The organism is Pseudomonas sp. P1_C12 (assembly GCF_056406435.1).
Map to the genome: position 1 here is coordinate 287,638 of NZ_JBFUAE010000003.1, position 15,557 is coordinate 303,194.

Below are 15,557 nucleotides of genomic sequence, written 5' to 3' on the forward strand. Positions count from 1 at the left end.
AATTGCCTATTTGCTTGCGGGGAGTGTTGGCTGTGCCAGCGAAGGAGCCAGTCCAGACGCTACAGGAACATCTCCCGGCTCAACCCATGCCGCTGCATCTTTTCATTGAAGGTCCGGCGCGGCAGTTGCAGTTCTTCGAGCACCGCTTTCACATCGCCCTTGTGCCGGGTCAGTGCGGCACGCAGGCATTGCGCTTCGAACGCTTCCTGCTGCGCCGCCAGTGACTGGCCGGGCTCGATGCCCAAGGGCTCCGGCTCACCCAACCCCAATACCTGACGCTCGGCGACGTTCGCCAGTTCGCGCACATTGCCCGGCCAGTCGTGGCTCAGCAGGTGACTCAACTGTGCGCCGCTCAACGGTGGAAATTTACGTCCCAGGCGTTCGGCGGCGTTTTGGGCAAAGGATTCGAACAGCAAGGGTATGTCTTCCCGGCGTTCGCGCAAGGGCGGCAGGCGTAGTTCTGCGACGTTCAAACGATAGGCCAGGTCTTCGCGAAAACGTCCGGCCCGCGCTTCGTCGAGCAGGTCCGGTTTGGTCGCGGCGATGATGCGCAGATCCACGCGGATGCTCTGGTTCGAACCCAGTCGTTCAAGCTTTTGCTCTTGCAACACCCGCAGCAATTTCACTTGTTGGGCCAAGGGCATGCTTTCGATTTCATCGAGAAACAGCGTGCCGCCGTCGGCGTACTCCAGTTTGCCAATGCGCTTGCCGGACGCCCCGGTGAACGCGCCGCTCTCGTGACCGAACAGCTCGGCCTCGAACAATTGCTCGGGGATGGCCGCGCAGTTGAGTGCGACAAAGGGCTTGTCGGCCCGCGGTCCGAAGTCGTGCAGGCAGCGGGCGACCAGTTCCTTGCCGCTGCCGGTTTCACCGCGGATCAATACGTTGACCGGCAGCGCCGCCAGATCGAGAACCTGCCGACGCAGGTTTTGCAGGCCACGGGACACGCCGAGCAACGTGGCATCCAGCTTGGCGCGGTTGTCCGCCTGTTCGTGCAGCGCGCGGTTTTCCAGCACCAGCCGGCGCTTGTCGAGGGCGCGGCGCAGGCTGCCGAGCAGGGTTTCCGGGCTGAAGGGTTTTTCGAGGAAATCGTAGGCACCGTCGCGCATGGCCTCGACGGCCATCGGCACATCGCCGTGGCCGGTCAACAGGATCACCGGCAAATCGGCATCCCGGCGTTGCACCTCGGCCAGCAGTTCCAGGCCGGTCATGCCGGGCATGCGCACATCGCTGAGAATCACCCCGGCAAAATGCCTGGGCAACTGCGCCAGGCACTCATCGGCGCGGCTGAACAGCTGCACCTCGAAACCCGACAGGCTCAACCATTGCTCGACGGCACTGCGGATGCTGCTTTCGTCGTCGACCACGATCACTGAGTTCAGCATGCTTCATGCACCTCCAGGTCGATGGGCAAGGTCAGGGTAAACACGGCACCTTTGTCATGATTGCCGGCACTCAAGCGCCCGCCGGATTCGTGGACTATGGCAAACGATACGGCCAAACCGATCCCCAGGCCTTCGCCCACCGGTTTGGTGGTGAAGAACGGATCGAAGACCTTGGACAGGTTCTCTTCGGCGATACCGCCACCATTGTCGATCACGCTCAGGCGCCACAATTGCTCGTCGGCTTCGAGGCGGATTTCCAGGCGTTTGCAGGGTTTGTCCTGCATCGCATCGAGGGCGTTGCGCAGCAGATTGATCAGCACCTGTTCCAGGCGAATCGCATCGCCACGCACCCAGGCCGGGCGGGTCAGGTGCAGCACAGTGCTGACCTGTTCGTCGCGCAGCCGGGTGTCGAGCAGTTGCAGCGACTGGTCCACCACCGCCGCCAGGTCCAGGCGTTCGCGCAAACCGCTGGGGCTTTTGCGGGCGAAGGTTTTCAGGTGGCCGGTGAGGGCGGCCATGCGCGTGAGCATTTCATCCACCGGCTTGAGCGCCTTGTAGGCGTCATCGACGCGGCCGTGGTCGAGTAGCAGGCGCAAGGTTGCCAACTGCATGCGCTGGGCGGTGAGTGGCTGGTTGATTTCATGGGCGAGGGCGGCGGACATCTGCCCCAGCGCCGCGAGTTTGGCCGATTGCACCAGGCCTTCCTGGGCGGTGCGCAGGTCGCGGGTGCGTTCTTCTACCAGTCGTTCGAGTTCTTCGCGACTGCGCTGGCGCATTTTCGCCAGGCGCCAGCGCTGGTTGAGAAACAGCAACAGGAACACCAGGGTCAGCCACAACCCGGCCGCGGCAAGCGCGGCGTTGCGGCTGTCTTCGAAGGCGACCTGCGGGCGACGCAGCAGGTGCAGGGTCCAGCCATCGGTGCTCAGCGGCAGGGATTCCCACAGGTAATCGGCCTTGCCGTCCGGGCCATCGACCCGGGTCAGGTCACTGTTGTCGTCGAAGCGCCGCAACGATTGAAACTCGAGCGGCGTCAGCGGCTGCTTGTCGTATTGGCGGGTGGCCTTGAGTTCGGCGTGATCGCTGTCGCTCAACGGCTTGAGCAGGCGATAGCGCCAGCCTGGCTGATTGGCGATGAAAATGATCCCGCGTGCGTCGCTGACCAGCAGCGTGTCGCTGCCCTGACGCCACTCCCGCTCCAGTTCGGGAAACTCCAGTTTCACCACCATGGCGCCGAGGAACTGGCCGCCATCATCGCTGACCGCGCTGGAGAGGAAGTAGCCGGGAATCCCGCTGGTCACGCCAACGGCATAAAAGCGCCCGGTGCCCTGGGTGCGGGTCTGGTTGAAATAAGGGCGGAAACCGTAGTTGTGACCGACATAGCTGCTGGGCAAACGCCAGTTGCTCGCCGCGATGGCGAGGCCGCTGCGGTCGAGCAATTCCAGGGTCGAGGATTCGGCGGCGCCATTGATCTTTTCCAGTTTGCGGTTCAACGCATCCTGCTGCTCTGGGCTCACCGCCCCCTTGAGCGCCGAGCGCAGTTCCGGGTCCAGCGCCAGCACGGCGGGCAGGGCGCGGTAACGTTCGATCAGGGTATGCAGGGATGTGGCGTACAGCGCCAATTGCTGATTGGCACGGGCCGCGTCTTCGACCATTGACTGGCGCACGGCGTGGCGCATGGCCAGCGTGGCGACGATGGCGGCGCCGGCGATGATCAATAGGGTGTAGAGCGCCAGGCGCAGGGATCTGGAGGTCGGGAGCATCGAACGGAAATCGGACAAAAGATAGGAGGCGCAAGATAGCATGCGGACTATCTTGCGCCAGATCTCATCTCACTGCGCCCGAGTGGATACCTTGAGCTTTCAACGATTCATATTTCGGCGCATTTGTTCCAGTTCATCTGTCAGCTCCCCCAACGGAACTATCGGGATCCCGGAGTTATTGAGGTCATCATGGTTCAAGTGTGCTTCATGCATTCTGTTGGCCAGTCCGGTCTGTTCAGATGGCTTGCCACCAGGATTTGCGTTGAGATGTTCAACCATTATCGAATTATTCAGCACCATGTTTTCAAGTAGGGAAACGCCACTTACGTTAGTGGCGTCGATTTCATAGAAATAATATGGACGGCCCTCTTGGGCCGCATAGAAAATGGCTCCCTCGAGTGTCTCTGCGACAATCAAGGCTTCACCGCTGATCATTTTGCTAACCGCAGTGAATTCATCTGAAGCTTTGAATCCATCCCGTAGTACCTCTTCAGGGCCACGCCGGTCTGCACGGTATACCTTGCCACCAAAATCGGTTCTTTCCAGAAGGTTCCTGCTGTTCCAGTAGTGAGCGGGTCGATAGGGGTCTGCATTCAGGATTTCTAGCACCGTACTTTGGTCATCGGTTGGCGCAGGTGGGCTGGCAGGGCTGTTTGCAGAGTCTGAGCTGGACTCACTCGGTGGATGATCGCTTTCGGGCGAGCCTTGATAATCCATTGATTCATCACCGTCTTGCTCTGAGCGCCGTAAGTCAATCGGTGGTAGGCCATAGGCAGTTCTCAAGTCAGGTTCGACCATTACAAACTCGTTCAGAACCTCATCATCGTATGGCTGCCACATTCGCCCATCAGGATCGATCCTGCAGATGGGATTGTTTCCACAGAACCGATACAAATTCAGACCGTTAATCGAGCCAATCGGATCCGGATTTATCCATCGCCCCAGCCACCCCGCGCAATACCGGGCACCATAATAATAAAGCCCACTGGCATCCCGCTCCTTGCCCGAGTACCGAATGGTCTTGTAATCGGCATCGACCTTCGAGCGTGCCGCCCACCACGCTGTGCCACCGTAGGGGTAGTACCCCTCGTGACTGATGACGGCGGCCAGTTGATCCAGCTCCAGGCAACTGGAGCCCAAGTGATCATCGATGCTGTAGCGCACTTGGTCGTTATCGATATCGTCCGGCGGCCCATTGACCCAATGCAGGCACCGTACGCTGCCACGGGACAGTTGGACGTCAATGACCTGCAATTCTTCGTCGCCGCCAGTGGTGCGTACTTCCAGGCCTGGGAGATAGTGGACAACCTCTTGATGGGTCACAGTGCGGGCCTGTCGGGTGCTGAACTTGACGGCCCGCTCTCCGGCAGCGTTGTAGCGATACCATTCCCCGTCATTGAGCCCGGTCGAGCGGTAGACGGTGGTGATGCCTTGCAACTGATTGCGCGCATCCCAACTCATCGGTTGGGCGCCTGACGCCAGGTATTGCAAGTTGCCGTTTGCATCGAAGTGACGGCTGAAGTCGGGAACGTCCTCACCCTCTTTCCATGGCAAGGCGCGGTTGCTTTGTGGGTCGACGTACATCAGGCGACTGAACGGATTTTTATCACTTTCATGGCGCAACAAGGTCCGGTTGCCGCCAGCGTCGTACTCGTAATGTTCGCTGTAGTTGAGCAACCGACCGGGGTCGATGGGGCTCGGGATGATCAGCTCCGGCAAACCCGGTTTCTGCCCGGCATCCGCCGTTTCACGGCCCTTGGCACTGGTCAGTTGGTAGAGGCTGTCGTAGGTGTAGGTGTTCTCGGCAGCCACGCGCTGATTGTCGAAATAGCTGTCCGCCTGTGTGTGCTCCACCAGCCGCAGGATATTGCCGACCGGGTCGTACTCGTAACTCATCTCCTGCAAACGCTGGTGTGTCGAGGTGGTCGCGGTCAGGCGTTCCAGTCGGCCGTTTGCAGGCTGGTAGCTGGCAACGCTGGTGACGTTGTTACCGGCAATTTGAGTGAGTAATTGTCCTGCGGCATCGTAGTCGGCCGCTCTGAGCAACGGCTGCAATGCCTGGCCCTTGAGCCTCAGGTCAATGCATTGCAGTTGCCCGGTGCGGTCGTAGTTGAACTGTCGTAGATGACCGCCGGCATCAATGTGTTCCAACACTTCACCTGACGGGCCGTATCGATACTCGCTGGAGTAGCCTGCGCCGGGTTGTAGCAATGGGTCGCGATCAGCCTCGGTCACGGGCCAATTGGCTGACAGGTTTGCCTGATCCGGCAGGAAACGCCGGGTCTGGCGGATCAGCCCGCCATTCAGGGCGATTTGTTTAAGCCACAGCGTACCGGCCGAATCGTCATGGCGGATCAAACTCCCGCATTGGTTGCGTTCGGCGAATTCAGCCGAGTTGTCGGCATACGTCAGGCGTTCGATGGTACGTAAGTCCACGCCTTGGGCGTATTCATGGAGCGCGATGGGTCGGCGCAGTTCGTCGTACTCGTTCTGCCAATGACTGCCTCGGCCATCCCAATGTTCGAGCACTTGTCCGGCTGCACCCGTCAGGCTCAGGCGCCACCCAGCATCGACGCTGTCAGTCAACAGCGCCGCGCCCGACAGGCTGTAAAACGCTGTCTGGTTCGGCCGGGCTGCGGTAGAAGAAAACCGTGGATCGCGCTGAGCCACTAACCGCCCGGCAGCGTCATGTTGCTGAGTGGAGATTCGCGCGGCGGGATTGTCAGACACCACCGCGCGAAGATAGGCCACTTGCCGTACCGCCATGCCACGACCATCGGTTGCAGCCAGCGCTGGCGTTTGGCAATGGATGTTTGAGTTCAATGGAGTGTCCAGATGGACCGCCGTTGTGCAGGTGGCGGATCAAACAAGTCGTTCTCATCGAACGCAATGGTGTACCAGGTGCGATAGCGTTGTTCCCGGCGCAATGGTTTTTCTTCTGGTGGATTGCCCTGCAACATTTTTTTCGCCAGCACAGTGTGTGTCGGCCGACCGGCGGCGTCGTAGAACTGCTGGTCGTGGTAACCCGATTCGCGGATCGAAGCGTCGTTGATGTAGCGGTAGGCGCTGGCGAAGTAGGGGCGATAGATCCGCACGGTTTCGCCTTTGTTGTTGTACTCGACCCGTTCGCTGACCCGCCAGCGTCGGGCCGCCTGTTCTTCCCTGGGCCGGCCGTTTTCGTCGGGTTCCAGTTCGCCTTTGTCGTTCACTACCCAGGCCAGGCCCGGTTCGACCTCTTGCTTGGTTTGCAGGGAGCGTCCGAAGCCGTCCCAGCAGGCGATGGCCGCGCGGATTTGCAGTTCCGGGTCGCCGGGGTAGCGGTCGGCCTGCAAGGTGACGATGTGAACCGGTTCGCGATGCGCGTCGTCGAGGTATTGCTGGAGTTGCCGCTCGTTCGCAGTAGGGTTCTGCAAACCTTCAAGGTGTACACGCGCCCGGCTGCAAAGATGGCCGTCGGGCAATACAAAACCTTCGGAGCGGGCCCAGGCCAGCCAGGGCGCGGGAGCTGCCGGGGGAGCTTTGCCCATCCAGCTGAAGGGCGCAGAGAAGGTCGCCGTCGCGTAGTTGCCGATGGCGTTGTGTTTGTCGGCGATAGCGCCTGCGGGCGAGCGATCTTCCGGTGGTTGGTAATCGCTGAGTGGATCGAAACCGACCTCGACGCCCAGTTCCGTGCCGTAGAAGCTGGTCACGAGCACTTCGCCGAACGCGTTGTAGCGGGCTTCCTGGGTGTTTTGATTGGGGTCGATGATGCCTGCCGGCAGGAACGATCGGTAGTCGATATCGAGGATGCTTGTAGTGCAGCCATCCGGCAGGGTGACGGCGGTGCTCAGGCACCAGTACTCGTCATACGCGACGCAAGTGATACCATGGCTCTTGGTTTGCTGGAATTGTTCGACGTTAAAGAACCCTGCCAAACTGTGGTAAGTGGGGAAGCTTTTGCGTACGGACCACAGGTAATTCCTGGCATCGGTCGGGTCTTCGGGTTCACCCTGCACAGCGTCTGGCAAGAACAGATCCATGATGTGGTAACCGACTTCCGGCGATTCGAGTTTCTCCTTGAGGTTGAACGGCATGTCGCCATTTTCGTCCTTGAGCTTGTCGTAGGCGCTCAGGGCGGTGGCGTCCAGTTCGGCGGTTTCCAGGTAGTCGGGCAGGGCGGTGAAGATCAGGTTATCCGGCTCCAGTAATTTGCCTGTGGCCGGATCCTGATAGCGTTGCAGCGACAAACCGGTCAGCACCGCTTTGGCTGCCCAGGCTCCTTCGTCATCGCCCCATTCCAGGAAGTTTTCGTGGTTGATGTCGACAGGTTTGAGTTCATCCTTTTCCAGGACCAGCGCATTGGCGCGCTGACGATAGGGCAGGCCCAGACGCCAGCCGTCAGGGGCTTCCAAATGCCGATACTCGGCTTTGGCCTCGGTCAGATACCAACACTGTTGTGCTTCGTCGTGGGCGTCCAGCCACCATTTGTTTTCGTAGTCTTCATCGCTCTCATCGCCGGGCTGATCGACGCGGAAGGGCGGGCTGTCCTTGTCTGTTTTGCGCCGGGCGTAGTGCACGACAAAACCATGGGTCAGGCTGCCGAATTTGTCCCACGCCAGATTGAGGGTGTGCTGCACCAATGGGTCGTCCGCCATCTGCGGTTCGTATTGGTAGGCAATGCTTTCCAGTGCCAGTGACTGCAACACGGCATAGGGGTGATTCTTGCCTTTGGGGCGCAATTGGCGAATGAGAAAGCGGTTCTCCTGCACGGTATAGGGCACGGCCGTTTCGGGATCGTCGTCGGCGGCAAACACCTCCGCGCGCAACATTGAACCGCTGAGGGTGCGGGCCATCTCACGGGCGAGATCTTCATCAGGACTGATCACGCGTCCCGCTGCGTCGCTGAGGTGATACTCGTGCAGCAGCGTCGTGCGCAGCGGCTCTGCGTTCGTGTCACCGTCGTAGTAACCGTCATCGCGCATGTCGATGGCGCGGCCGGTATGGAACCAGGTTTTACTCAGAATCGGCGCGGTGAAACCCGGGTTGGAACGCTCCGCCGCCGAAGCCTCGGTATCGATTTGCAACAGCAGGCCGAAACCCCGGAACTCACGTTCGAAACTGTCGTAAAAACCCTGGCGATAGCTGTAGCCCTGGGTCCGTCGATTGCCGGTGATTTCATCGAGCTGGGTCTGCCGGCTCACCAGGTGCATGGCAAACGGCAGATGAGACACCGGGGCTTTACCGGCCGCGATCAATTCGGCTTTTTCGTCCAGCCATTCCTGGGCCGAGCTGCGGTAACTCACTCCCGTCACGGCCCCCATGTTGTTGTGGCTGGCATTCACCAGATACGGCTTGGCGCTGACAAAATCGTAGTGCCAGTGTCGGGGTTCCATGTGTGGCACGGTCAGGATCAGGCTGGAACATCCCAGCCCCTGCAGGTCGGCGATGCTCACCTGGCAGAAGCGGTCGTAACGCACGCCTTGCGGCCATGGCATTTTCACATAGTCCTCTTCGAAGCCTTCGCCGCCATGATTCATGTAGATCCGGAAACCGTCCGACTCCAGGTAGATCAGGTCAACCGCACCCGAGCCGTCCAGGTCCGCCAGCCGCACCCGAGACGAATCGAACTCGGCATATTTGAAATTCAGCTCGCAAAGGACGAAACCTTTGCCGAATTTTCCATGCCCCAGATTCGGCCAGCATTTGACTTCGTTGTGGCGGATGCGGATCAAATGTTGTGTCGCGCTGCCCAGTGGATCGCTGAAAGCCACCAGTTCGGTCTGGGTACTGCTCAACAGGGGAAGCGAGTCGTCGTCATGAGGGACGTTGTCCCCATGGCTGAACCCGACTGCACGACGGCTTGAATACAGCCGCACGCTACGCGGGCCGATCAACGCCAGATCGGTCAGACCGTCACCCACCAGATCCGCCAACTGCGCCATGGGATGAAAAAACTCCGTGGGGAACGCAGCATAGGCCACGAAGTTCGACCAGGTTCGGTCGGGATTGAGGGTGAAGAACCCGGACAGGCCGGGGCGGGCGATTACCCAGTCGAGCTTGCCGTCGCCGGTCAGGTCGCTGAGGGACTGGCGAATCGGTTTGCTGCTGTCGGCAACGGGAATGCCGGGCAAGCGCTCCCAGTCGCCATAACTCACGTCGTTGCCACCACTGTCGGCGCGCAACGGTTCGCGGTAATACCAGGCCTTGTCGCTGCTGAACAGTACGCCGGGCATGCCCTCGCCATACAAGTCCACCAGTTGATAACGCTGACCGTCATTGAGCCCCGGCATCTCGGGGAACTCGCTATAACCCTCGCGCGTGGGATCAAGTTCAAACGGGTTGTAGAAAAACTCCATGGGCGGGCGACTTTCCATCTGGCCCTGATTGTCATATGCCTGGATGTGCGCGGCAGTCAGATGGTTGTAACCCAGCGGACTCTCGCGGTGCTCAAGCAGCAGGCGCTGGACCAGCAACGGGTCGCTGCCCAGTTCTTCGGTGAACTGATGAAACATCAGGACCTGACGGCACAGGCGCCGGGAACCCAATTCAAACCCGTAGGCGTAATTCCAGAAAGGATCCTTGCGCGGTGCCCCCCACTCGCCGCGCTCTATGCCGGGGAGGTCGTAAACCGGCACTTGCGTCAGGTCGGCACTGCGTTCGCCGTAGTCAAACAGCAAATGGAAATTCCAGATCGCGTCTTTCCAGCCATTGGCTTTCCATGCATACAGGTTGGCGTTGGCCTGGGCATTTCCGTACAAGACCCGACGCAGGTAACGCTGGCTGCGGTAGTCGCGGAACTGCGGGGCGACCGGCGCTTCGGCTTCCGCCTGGTACAGGTACACCACATGTTCACCGCGCAGGTTCAGGCTTTCATCGATCAGCCAGACGCCAACATGGGTTTTGTCTTGTGGATCGGCCCGGCGTGATGCCTCGGTTTTTCCGTAGCAATGCAGGCTGCCATCGGCGCCGTGGATCAGCCAGAAGCCGGCCGGGTTGTCAGCATCGTCATCTTTGGTCCAGTGTTCGATCAAATCGAAAGCGCCTTCGACCCGCGGCCAGTAGCGCACGACATGGTGCGTGCCGATCTGAACGCCGTTGTACTCGGATACCGCTATAGAGATCAGTTTGCCGTCGTCACTCTTCTCGGGCATCCACACGTCACCGCCGGGGCCGACCACCTGATCGTTGCCGTCGTATTTCGGCACGCCCTTGGTGGTGCGCAGGGTGATCGCGTTGGTGGTCAGGCGCCAGCCGATGCCGAACGGACTGTTGCCGACATCGCTGCTGTAACCCAGACCCAGGGCCGGGACCAGATCGCGGTTGGGCGCCTTGCTGATCGGCAGCGGCAACTCCAGCGACGCGGCACCGCTGGTACCCACCGCGCCCCAGCCCTTGCCGATGCTCTGGATGGCGCCGCCGCCTTTTGGGAGGGCGGGGGCGTTGATGTCGAGGGTGCCCTGCTGTTCAGTCGCCATGGAAGTGTCCGCCGTGACAGAGAATGCATCGAGTGCGTTCAAACTATCAGCGACACTGGCGGCTGTAACCTGTCAGATCTGACAGGTCAGCCCGGAATTTTTAGAACAAACGGTGCGCTTGTTTCGGCCTTTGATTACTTTTTTCATGCGTAAAAAAACCGGTCTGCCGTTGCCGACAGACCGGTTCTTACTGTGCGATGTCAGTGCTTACTGCACTTCCACCGCCAGGCTTTCACTGATCTTTTGCTGCCAGATGGCAGGACCGGTGATGTGCACCGACTCGCCCTTGCTGTCGACCGCAACAGTCACTGGCATGTCCTTGACGTCGAACTCGTAGATCGCTTCCATGCCCAGTTCGGCGAAAGCCACCACGCGGGACTTCTTGATCGCTTGCGCCACCAGGTAAGCCGCGCCGCCCACTGCCATCAGATAAACGGCCTTGTGGTCCTTGATCGCTTCGATCGCGGTTGGGCCGCGCTCGGATTTGCCGATCATGCCCAGCAAACCGGTCTGCTCGAGGATCTGACGGGTGAACTTGTCCATCCGCGTCGCGGTGGTAGGACCGGCCGGGCCAACCACTTCGTCACCGACCGGATCGACCGGGCCGACGTAGTAGATGAAGCGACCTTTGAGGTCCACCGGCAGGGTTTCGCCCTTGTTCAGCATCTCGACCATGCGCTTGTGCGCAGCATCGCGACCGGTGAGCATCTTGCCGTTGAGCAGGACGGTTTCGCCCGGCTTCCAGCTCTGCACTTCTTCCGGGGTCAGGGTGTCGAGGTTGACGCGACGGGCCGACGGGCCGGCTTCCCAGACGATTTCCGGGTAGGCGTCCAACGGTGGCGCTTCCAGCGAGGCCGGACCTGTACCGTCGAGCACGAAGTGCGCGTGACGGGTGGCGGCGCAGTTCGGGATCATGCACACCGGCAGCGAAGCGGCGTGGGTCGGGTAGTCCATGATCTTCACGTCGAGCACGGTGGTCAGGCCGCCGAGGCCCTGGGCACCGATGCCCAGCTGGTTGACCTTCTCGAACAGCTCCAGGCGCATTTCTTCAATGCGGTTCTGCGGGCCACGAGCTTTGAGCTCGTGAATGTCGATGGATTCCATCAACACTTCCTTGGCCATGACCGCGGCTTTCTCGGCGGTGCCGCCGATGCCGATGCCGAGCATGCCCGGTGGGCACCAGCCGGCGCCCATTTCCGGGACGGTTTTCAGCACCCAGTCGACGATCGAGTCGGACGGGTTGAGCATGGCCATCTTCGACTTGTTCTCGGAACCGCCGCCCTTGGCCGCCACGTCCACTTCCACGGTGTTACCCGGAACGATGGAGTAGTGGATGACGGCCGGGGTGTTGTCCTTGGTGTTCTTGCGAGCGCCCGCCGGGTCGGCGAGGATCGAAGCACGCAGGACGTTTTCCGGCAAGTTGTAGGCGCGACGTACGCCCTCGTTGATCATGTCGTCCAGGCTCATGGTGGCGCCATCCCAGCGCACGTCCATGCCGACACGCACGAACACGGTAACGATACCGGTGTCCTGGCAGATCGGGCGGTGGCCGGTGGCGCACATGCGCGAGTTGATCAGGATCTGTGCCATCGAGTCACGGGCCGCTGGCGATTCTTCGCGCAGGTAGGCCTCGTGCATCGCCTGGATGAAATCCACGGGGTGGTAATAGGAAATGAACTGCAGGGCGTCGGCAACGCTCTGAATCAGGTCGTCTTGCTTGATCACGGTCATGAGTCGCGCTCCTCTAAAAGACGGGAACATTCAATAAGGTGCTTGCAGCTTGGGTGCATCGGTCGGTTGCAAGCACCTTTCAAGGCACGCCGGGCAAGCTGGCGCGACGCTAAAAAGGCGCGGCAGTATACCGCGCCTCGTTGAGCGGCACACGCGCCAGTGGTCAAACCTTGGTCTCATTGTCGTGATCGATCCCTGTAGGAGCTGCCGCAGCCTGCGGCAGCTCCTACAGGGGAATCGGGTCAACCTGAAAATTGGATGGTCATTTATCGGTCACACCACTAAAGTGACATTCGGTCTGTAGAGTAGGACGCTCTGTCAGTCTCCTTTCATTCGGTGAATCAACGATTGACCCATAACGCCATCCAGCGCCTGTTGCTCAAACGTTTCGCCCTCGCGGCCGGCACCTATGCCCTGGCATTGCTGTTGCTGTGGCTGGCGTTTTTTACCGGTCACTACGATGCGCCGCTTTCCAGTGTCATCATCGGCAGCACGCTGGTGGTGATCAGCCAGGCCTCCCTGTTCGCGGTGTTTTACAGCGGCTACAACCTGCGTTTCGCCGACCCCAGCCTGACCGAGGCGCAAGTGTTGCTGGGGCTGGGGTGGCAAACCTGGCTGATCGCTCATCTGGACGAAGCCCGGGGTGCGTTTCTGGTGTTTTACGTGCTGATCCTGCTGTTCGGCCTGTTCCATCTGTCACGCCGGTCTTTAGTACGGTGCGCGCTGCTGGTGTTTATCAGTTTCAGTGCGATCACGCTGTGGGAGGGCTACCACTTCCAGCTGCCTGACCCGGCCATGGCGGTGCTCCAGGTCTGTGTGCTGTTCATCGTGCTGGTGTGGCTGGTGCTGTATGCCCGTTATGTCCAGGCCTCGCGACAACGCATGCGCCAGCGGCGTTTTGCCTTGCAGGCGCATCAGGACACGTTGCGCGGGATGATGCGCCAGCTCGAAGACCTGGTGGCCACCGACGAGCTCACGGGTCTGTTCAATCGTCGGCATTTCCTGCACCTGGCTTCCCGCGAATTGAACGCCATGGACGCGGGTGTCGTGCATGGCCTGGCGCTGATCGACCTTGACCATTTCAAGCGCATCAACGACTTGCACGGCCATGCCGCCGGCGATCAGGTGCTGCAAGCCTTTGCCGGCGTTGCCTCCGCGTGTCTGCGCGACGGTGATGTTCTGGCCCGCTACGGCGGCGAAGAGTTCGTGGTACTGCTGCCCGATTGCGATGCCGACAGTTTGACTTCGTGCTGCGAACGGCTGCGCATCGCGTTCACCGATGTCGAGCTGATTGGTCTGAATGTGCGCAACCTCAGCCTGTCTGCCGGCATGACCCTGCTGGAGCGGGGCGACGATCTCGATGACGCCTTGCAACAGGCCGATCAGGCGCTCTATCGCGCCAAGCGTGACGGCCGCAACCGATGCGCGGCGGCGTGGGAGAACGTCGATGCCTGAGCTGCGGGTCGGCGAGCGCAATTGGTCGGTGGCGGCGGGCAGCAATCTGCTCGACGCGCTGAACCAGAACGGCGTGCCAGTGCCTTACAGTTGCCGCGCCGGCAGTTGTCATGCGTGCCTGGTGCAGTGTGTACGGGGCCTGCCGAGCGACAGCCGCCCCGATGCCCTGAGTGCACAACAGCGTGAACAGGGTTGGCGCCTGGCATGCCAGTGCCAGGTGGTCGAGGACTTGCAGGTGCACGCCTTCGACCCGCAACTCGATGGCCATCCGGCCGAGGTCGCGGCGGTAGATTGGCTGAGCACCACGGTGCTGCGATTGCGGGTAATCCCCCAGCGACCGTTGCGCTATAGCGCTGGCCAGCACCTGGTGTTGTGGGCGGGTAGCGTGGCGCGGCCATATTCCCTCGCCAGCCTGCCGCAAGAAGACCGCTTTCTGGAGTTCCATCTCGATTGTCGCAAGCCCGGGGAATTCAGCGATGCCGCCAGGCAATTGCGCATCGGCGATCCGATCCGCCTCGGTGAGCTGCGCGGCGGTGCCTTGCATTACGATCCGGACTGGCACGCCCGGCCGTTGTGGTTGATGGCGGCCGGTACCGGGTTGGGGCCATTGTTTGGTGTATTGCGCGAAGCGCTGCGGCAGGATCACCAAGGCGCCATCCGCGTCATTCACCTGGCCCATGATGCCGATGAGCACTACCTGGCCAGCCCCCTGCAAGCCATGGCCGCCAGTCGTCCGAACCTGAGTGTCGAACTGTGGACCCCGGCCGAGTTGCCGGCGGCTTTGGCGCAACTGCGGCTTGTTTCGCGGCAAACCCTGGCCTTACTCTGCGGAGCCCCCGACAGTGTCGACGCCTTTGCCCGGCGCCTGTATCTGGCGGGATTGCCGCGCAATCAACTGCTGGCCGATGTGTTCCTGCCCCGTGGTTGAGCGCTGACTTTTCAGACGCGAGACCTGCCATGACCGATGCCATCCAAGTTGAACGCGAACGCGGCCTGTTGACCCTGCGCCTGAATCGCCCAGACAAGAAAAATGCCCTGACCCGCGCCATGTACAGCCACTTGGCCGATGCGCTGAAACAGGCCGATAGCGACCCCGGGATCAACGCCGTGCTGATCACCGGCTCTGCCGAATGCTTTACGGCCGGCAACGACATCGCGGACTTCCTGCAGCAGCCCCCGAGCAACCTCGATAGCCCGGTTTTTCAGTTCATGCTGACCTTGCTTGAATGCCGCAAACCGGTGATCGCTGCCGTGGCCGGAGCGGCGGTGGGCATTGGCACAACGATGTTGCTGCATTGCGACTTGGTCTACGTGTCCCGCGATGCCCGCTTGCGCATGCCGTTCGTCAACCTTGGTTTATGCCCGGAGTTTGGTTCCAGCCTGATCCTGCCGCGTCTGCTCGGGCAGGCCAAAGCGGCAGAGTTGTTGCTGCTCGGTGAAGGCTTCAGTGGTGAACAGGCTGCGGCGTGGGGCATTGCGTCTGAGGCGCTGGGCAGTGGCGAAGAGGCCTTGGCCAAGGCACGGGAGATGGCGCTGCGCTTCGAGTCGCTGCCGCCGGAAGCGGTGCGCATCAGCAAGCAATTAATGAGGGCGCCGGATCGGGAACTGTTGCGCAAGGTGATTGAAGAGGAGGGGGCGCTGTTTACTCAGCGGCTGCGGTCGCCGGAGGCTTTGGCGGCGTTGACGGGGTTTATCAAGCGGCATTGAATTTGAGGCGGCAGGACCGGCCCCTTCGTCGGAACGCCGCCCGGAGCAAGCCCGCTCCTACAATG

Annotated in this window: 8 protein-coding genes; 3 read left to right on the top strand and 5 right to left on the bottom strand. The window is 60.9% G+C overall.

Annotated features, from left to right (window positions below; all coding sequences use genetic code 11):
• Positions 1 to 59: 59 nt before the first annotated feature.
• The 5 genes from AC1D19_RS06715 to AC1D19_RS06735 all read right to left on the bottom strand — a co-directional run bounded on the left by AC1D19_RS06715 (position 60) and on the right by AC1D19_RS06735 (position 12,330).
• Positions 60 to 1,385, bottom strand: coding sequence for a sigma-54-dependent transcriptional regulator (locus tag AC1D19_RS06715; protein ID WP_477762745.1), 1,326 nt, complete (start codon positions 1,383 to 1,385; stop codon positions 60 to 62).
• Positions 1,379 to 3,145, bottom strand: coding sequence for a sensor histidine kinase (locus tag AC1D19_RS06720; protein ID WP_477762825.1), 1,767 nt, complete (start codon positions 3,143 to 3,145; stop codon positions 1,379 to 1,381). Before AC1D19_RS06720 ends, AC1D19_RS06715 begins: the two co-directional genes overlap by 7 nt.
• 99 nt (positions 3,146 to 3,244) lie before the next feature.
• On the bottom strand, positions 3,245 to 5,968 hold the full coding sequence (locus AC1D19_RS06725) for an RHS repeat domain-containing protein (protein ID WP_477762746.1): 2,724 nt from the start codon (positions 5,966 to 5,968) through the stop codon (positions 3,245 to 3,247).
• Positions 5,965 to 10,599, bottom strand: a complete 4,635-nt coding sequence (locus tag AC1D19_RS06730; protein ID WP_477762747.1) for a SpvB/TcaC N-terminal domain-containing protein — start codon at positions 10,597 to 10,599, stop codon at positions 5,965 to 5,967. The genes AC1D19_RS06725 and AC1D19_RS06730 overlap by 4 nt, the downstream gene beginning before the upstream one ends.
• A gap of 207 nt (positions 10,600 to 10,806) precedes the next feature.
• A complete protein-coding gene (locus AC1D19_RS06735) occupies positions 10,807 to 12,330 on the bottom strand; it encodes a fumarate hydratase (protein WP_477762748.1) in 1,524 nt (507 codons plus the stop codon).
• Between the two features lie 348 nt (positions 12,331 to 12,678).
• Between AC1D19_RS06735 and AC1D19_RS06740 the strand changes: the two genes are divergently transcribed.
• Genes AC1D19_RS06740 through AC1D19_RS06750 form a run of 3 tightly spaced genes read left to right on the top strand, consistent with a single transcriptional unit; the run spans position 12,679 to position 15,492 of the window.
• Positions 12,679 to 13,785, top strand: a complete 1,107-nt coding sequence (locus AC1D19_RS06740; RefSeq protein ID WP_477752561.1) for a GGDEF domain-containing protein — start codon at positions 12,679 to 12,681, stop codon at positions 13,783 to 13,785.
• Entirely contained in the window at positions 13,778 to 14,713 is a 936-nt protein-coding gene (locus AC1D19_RS06745; protein ID WP_477762749.1) for an iron-sulfur-binding ferredoxin reductase, read from the top strand. The genes AC1D19_RS06740 and AC1D19_RS06745 overlap by 8 nt, the downstream gene beginning before the upstream one ends.
• Positions 14,714 to 14,742: 29 nt before the next feature.
• The gene (locus tag AC1D19_RS06750; protein WP_477762750.1) at positions 14,743 to 15,492 is read left to right on the top strand and encodes an enoyl-CoA hydratase-related protein; all 750 of its coding nucleotides are present in this window, start codon (positions 14,743 to 14,745) and stop codon (positions 15,490 to 15,492) included.
• The last annotated feature ends 65 nt before the right edge of the window (positions 15,493 to 15,557 follow it).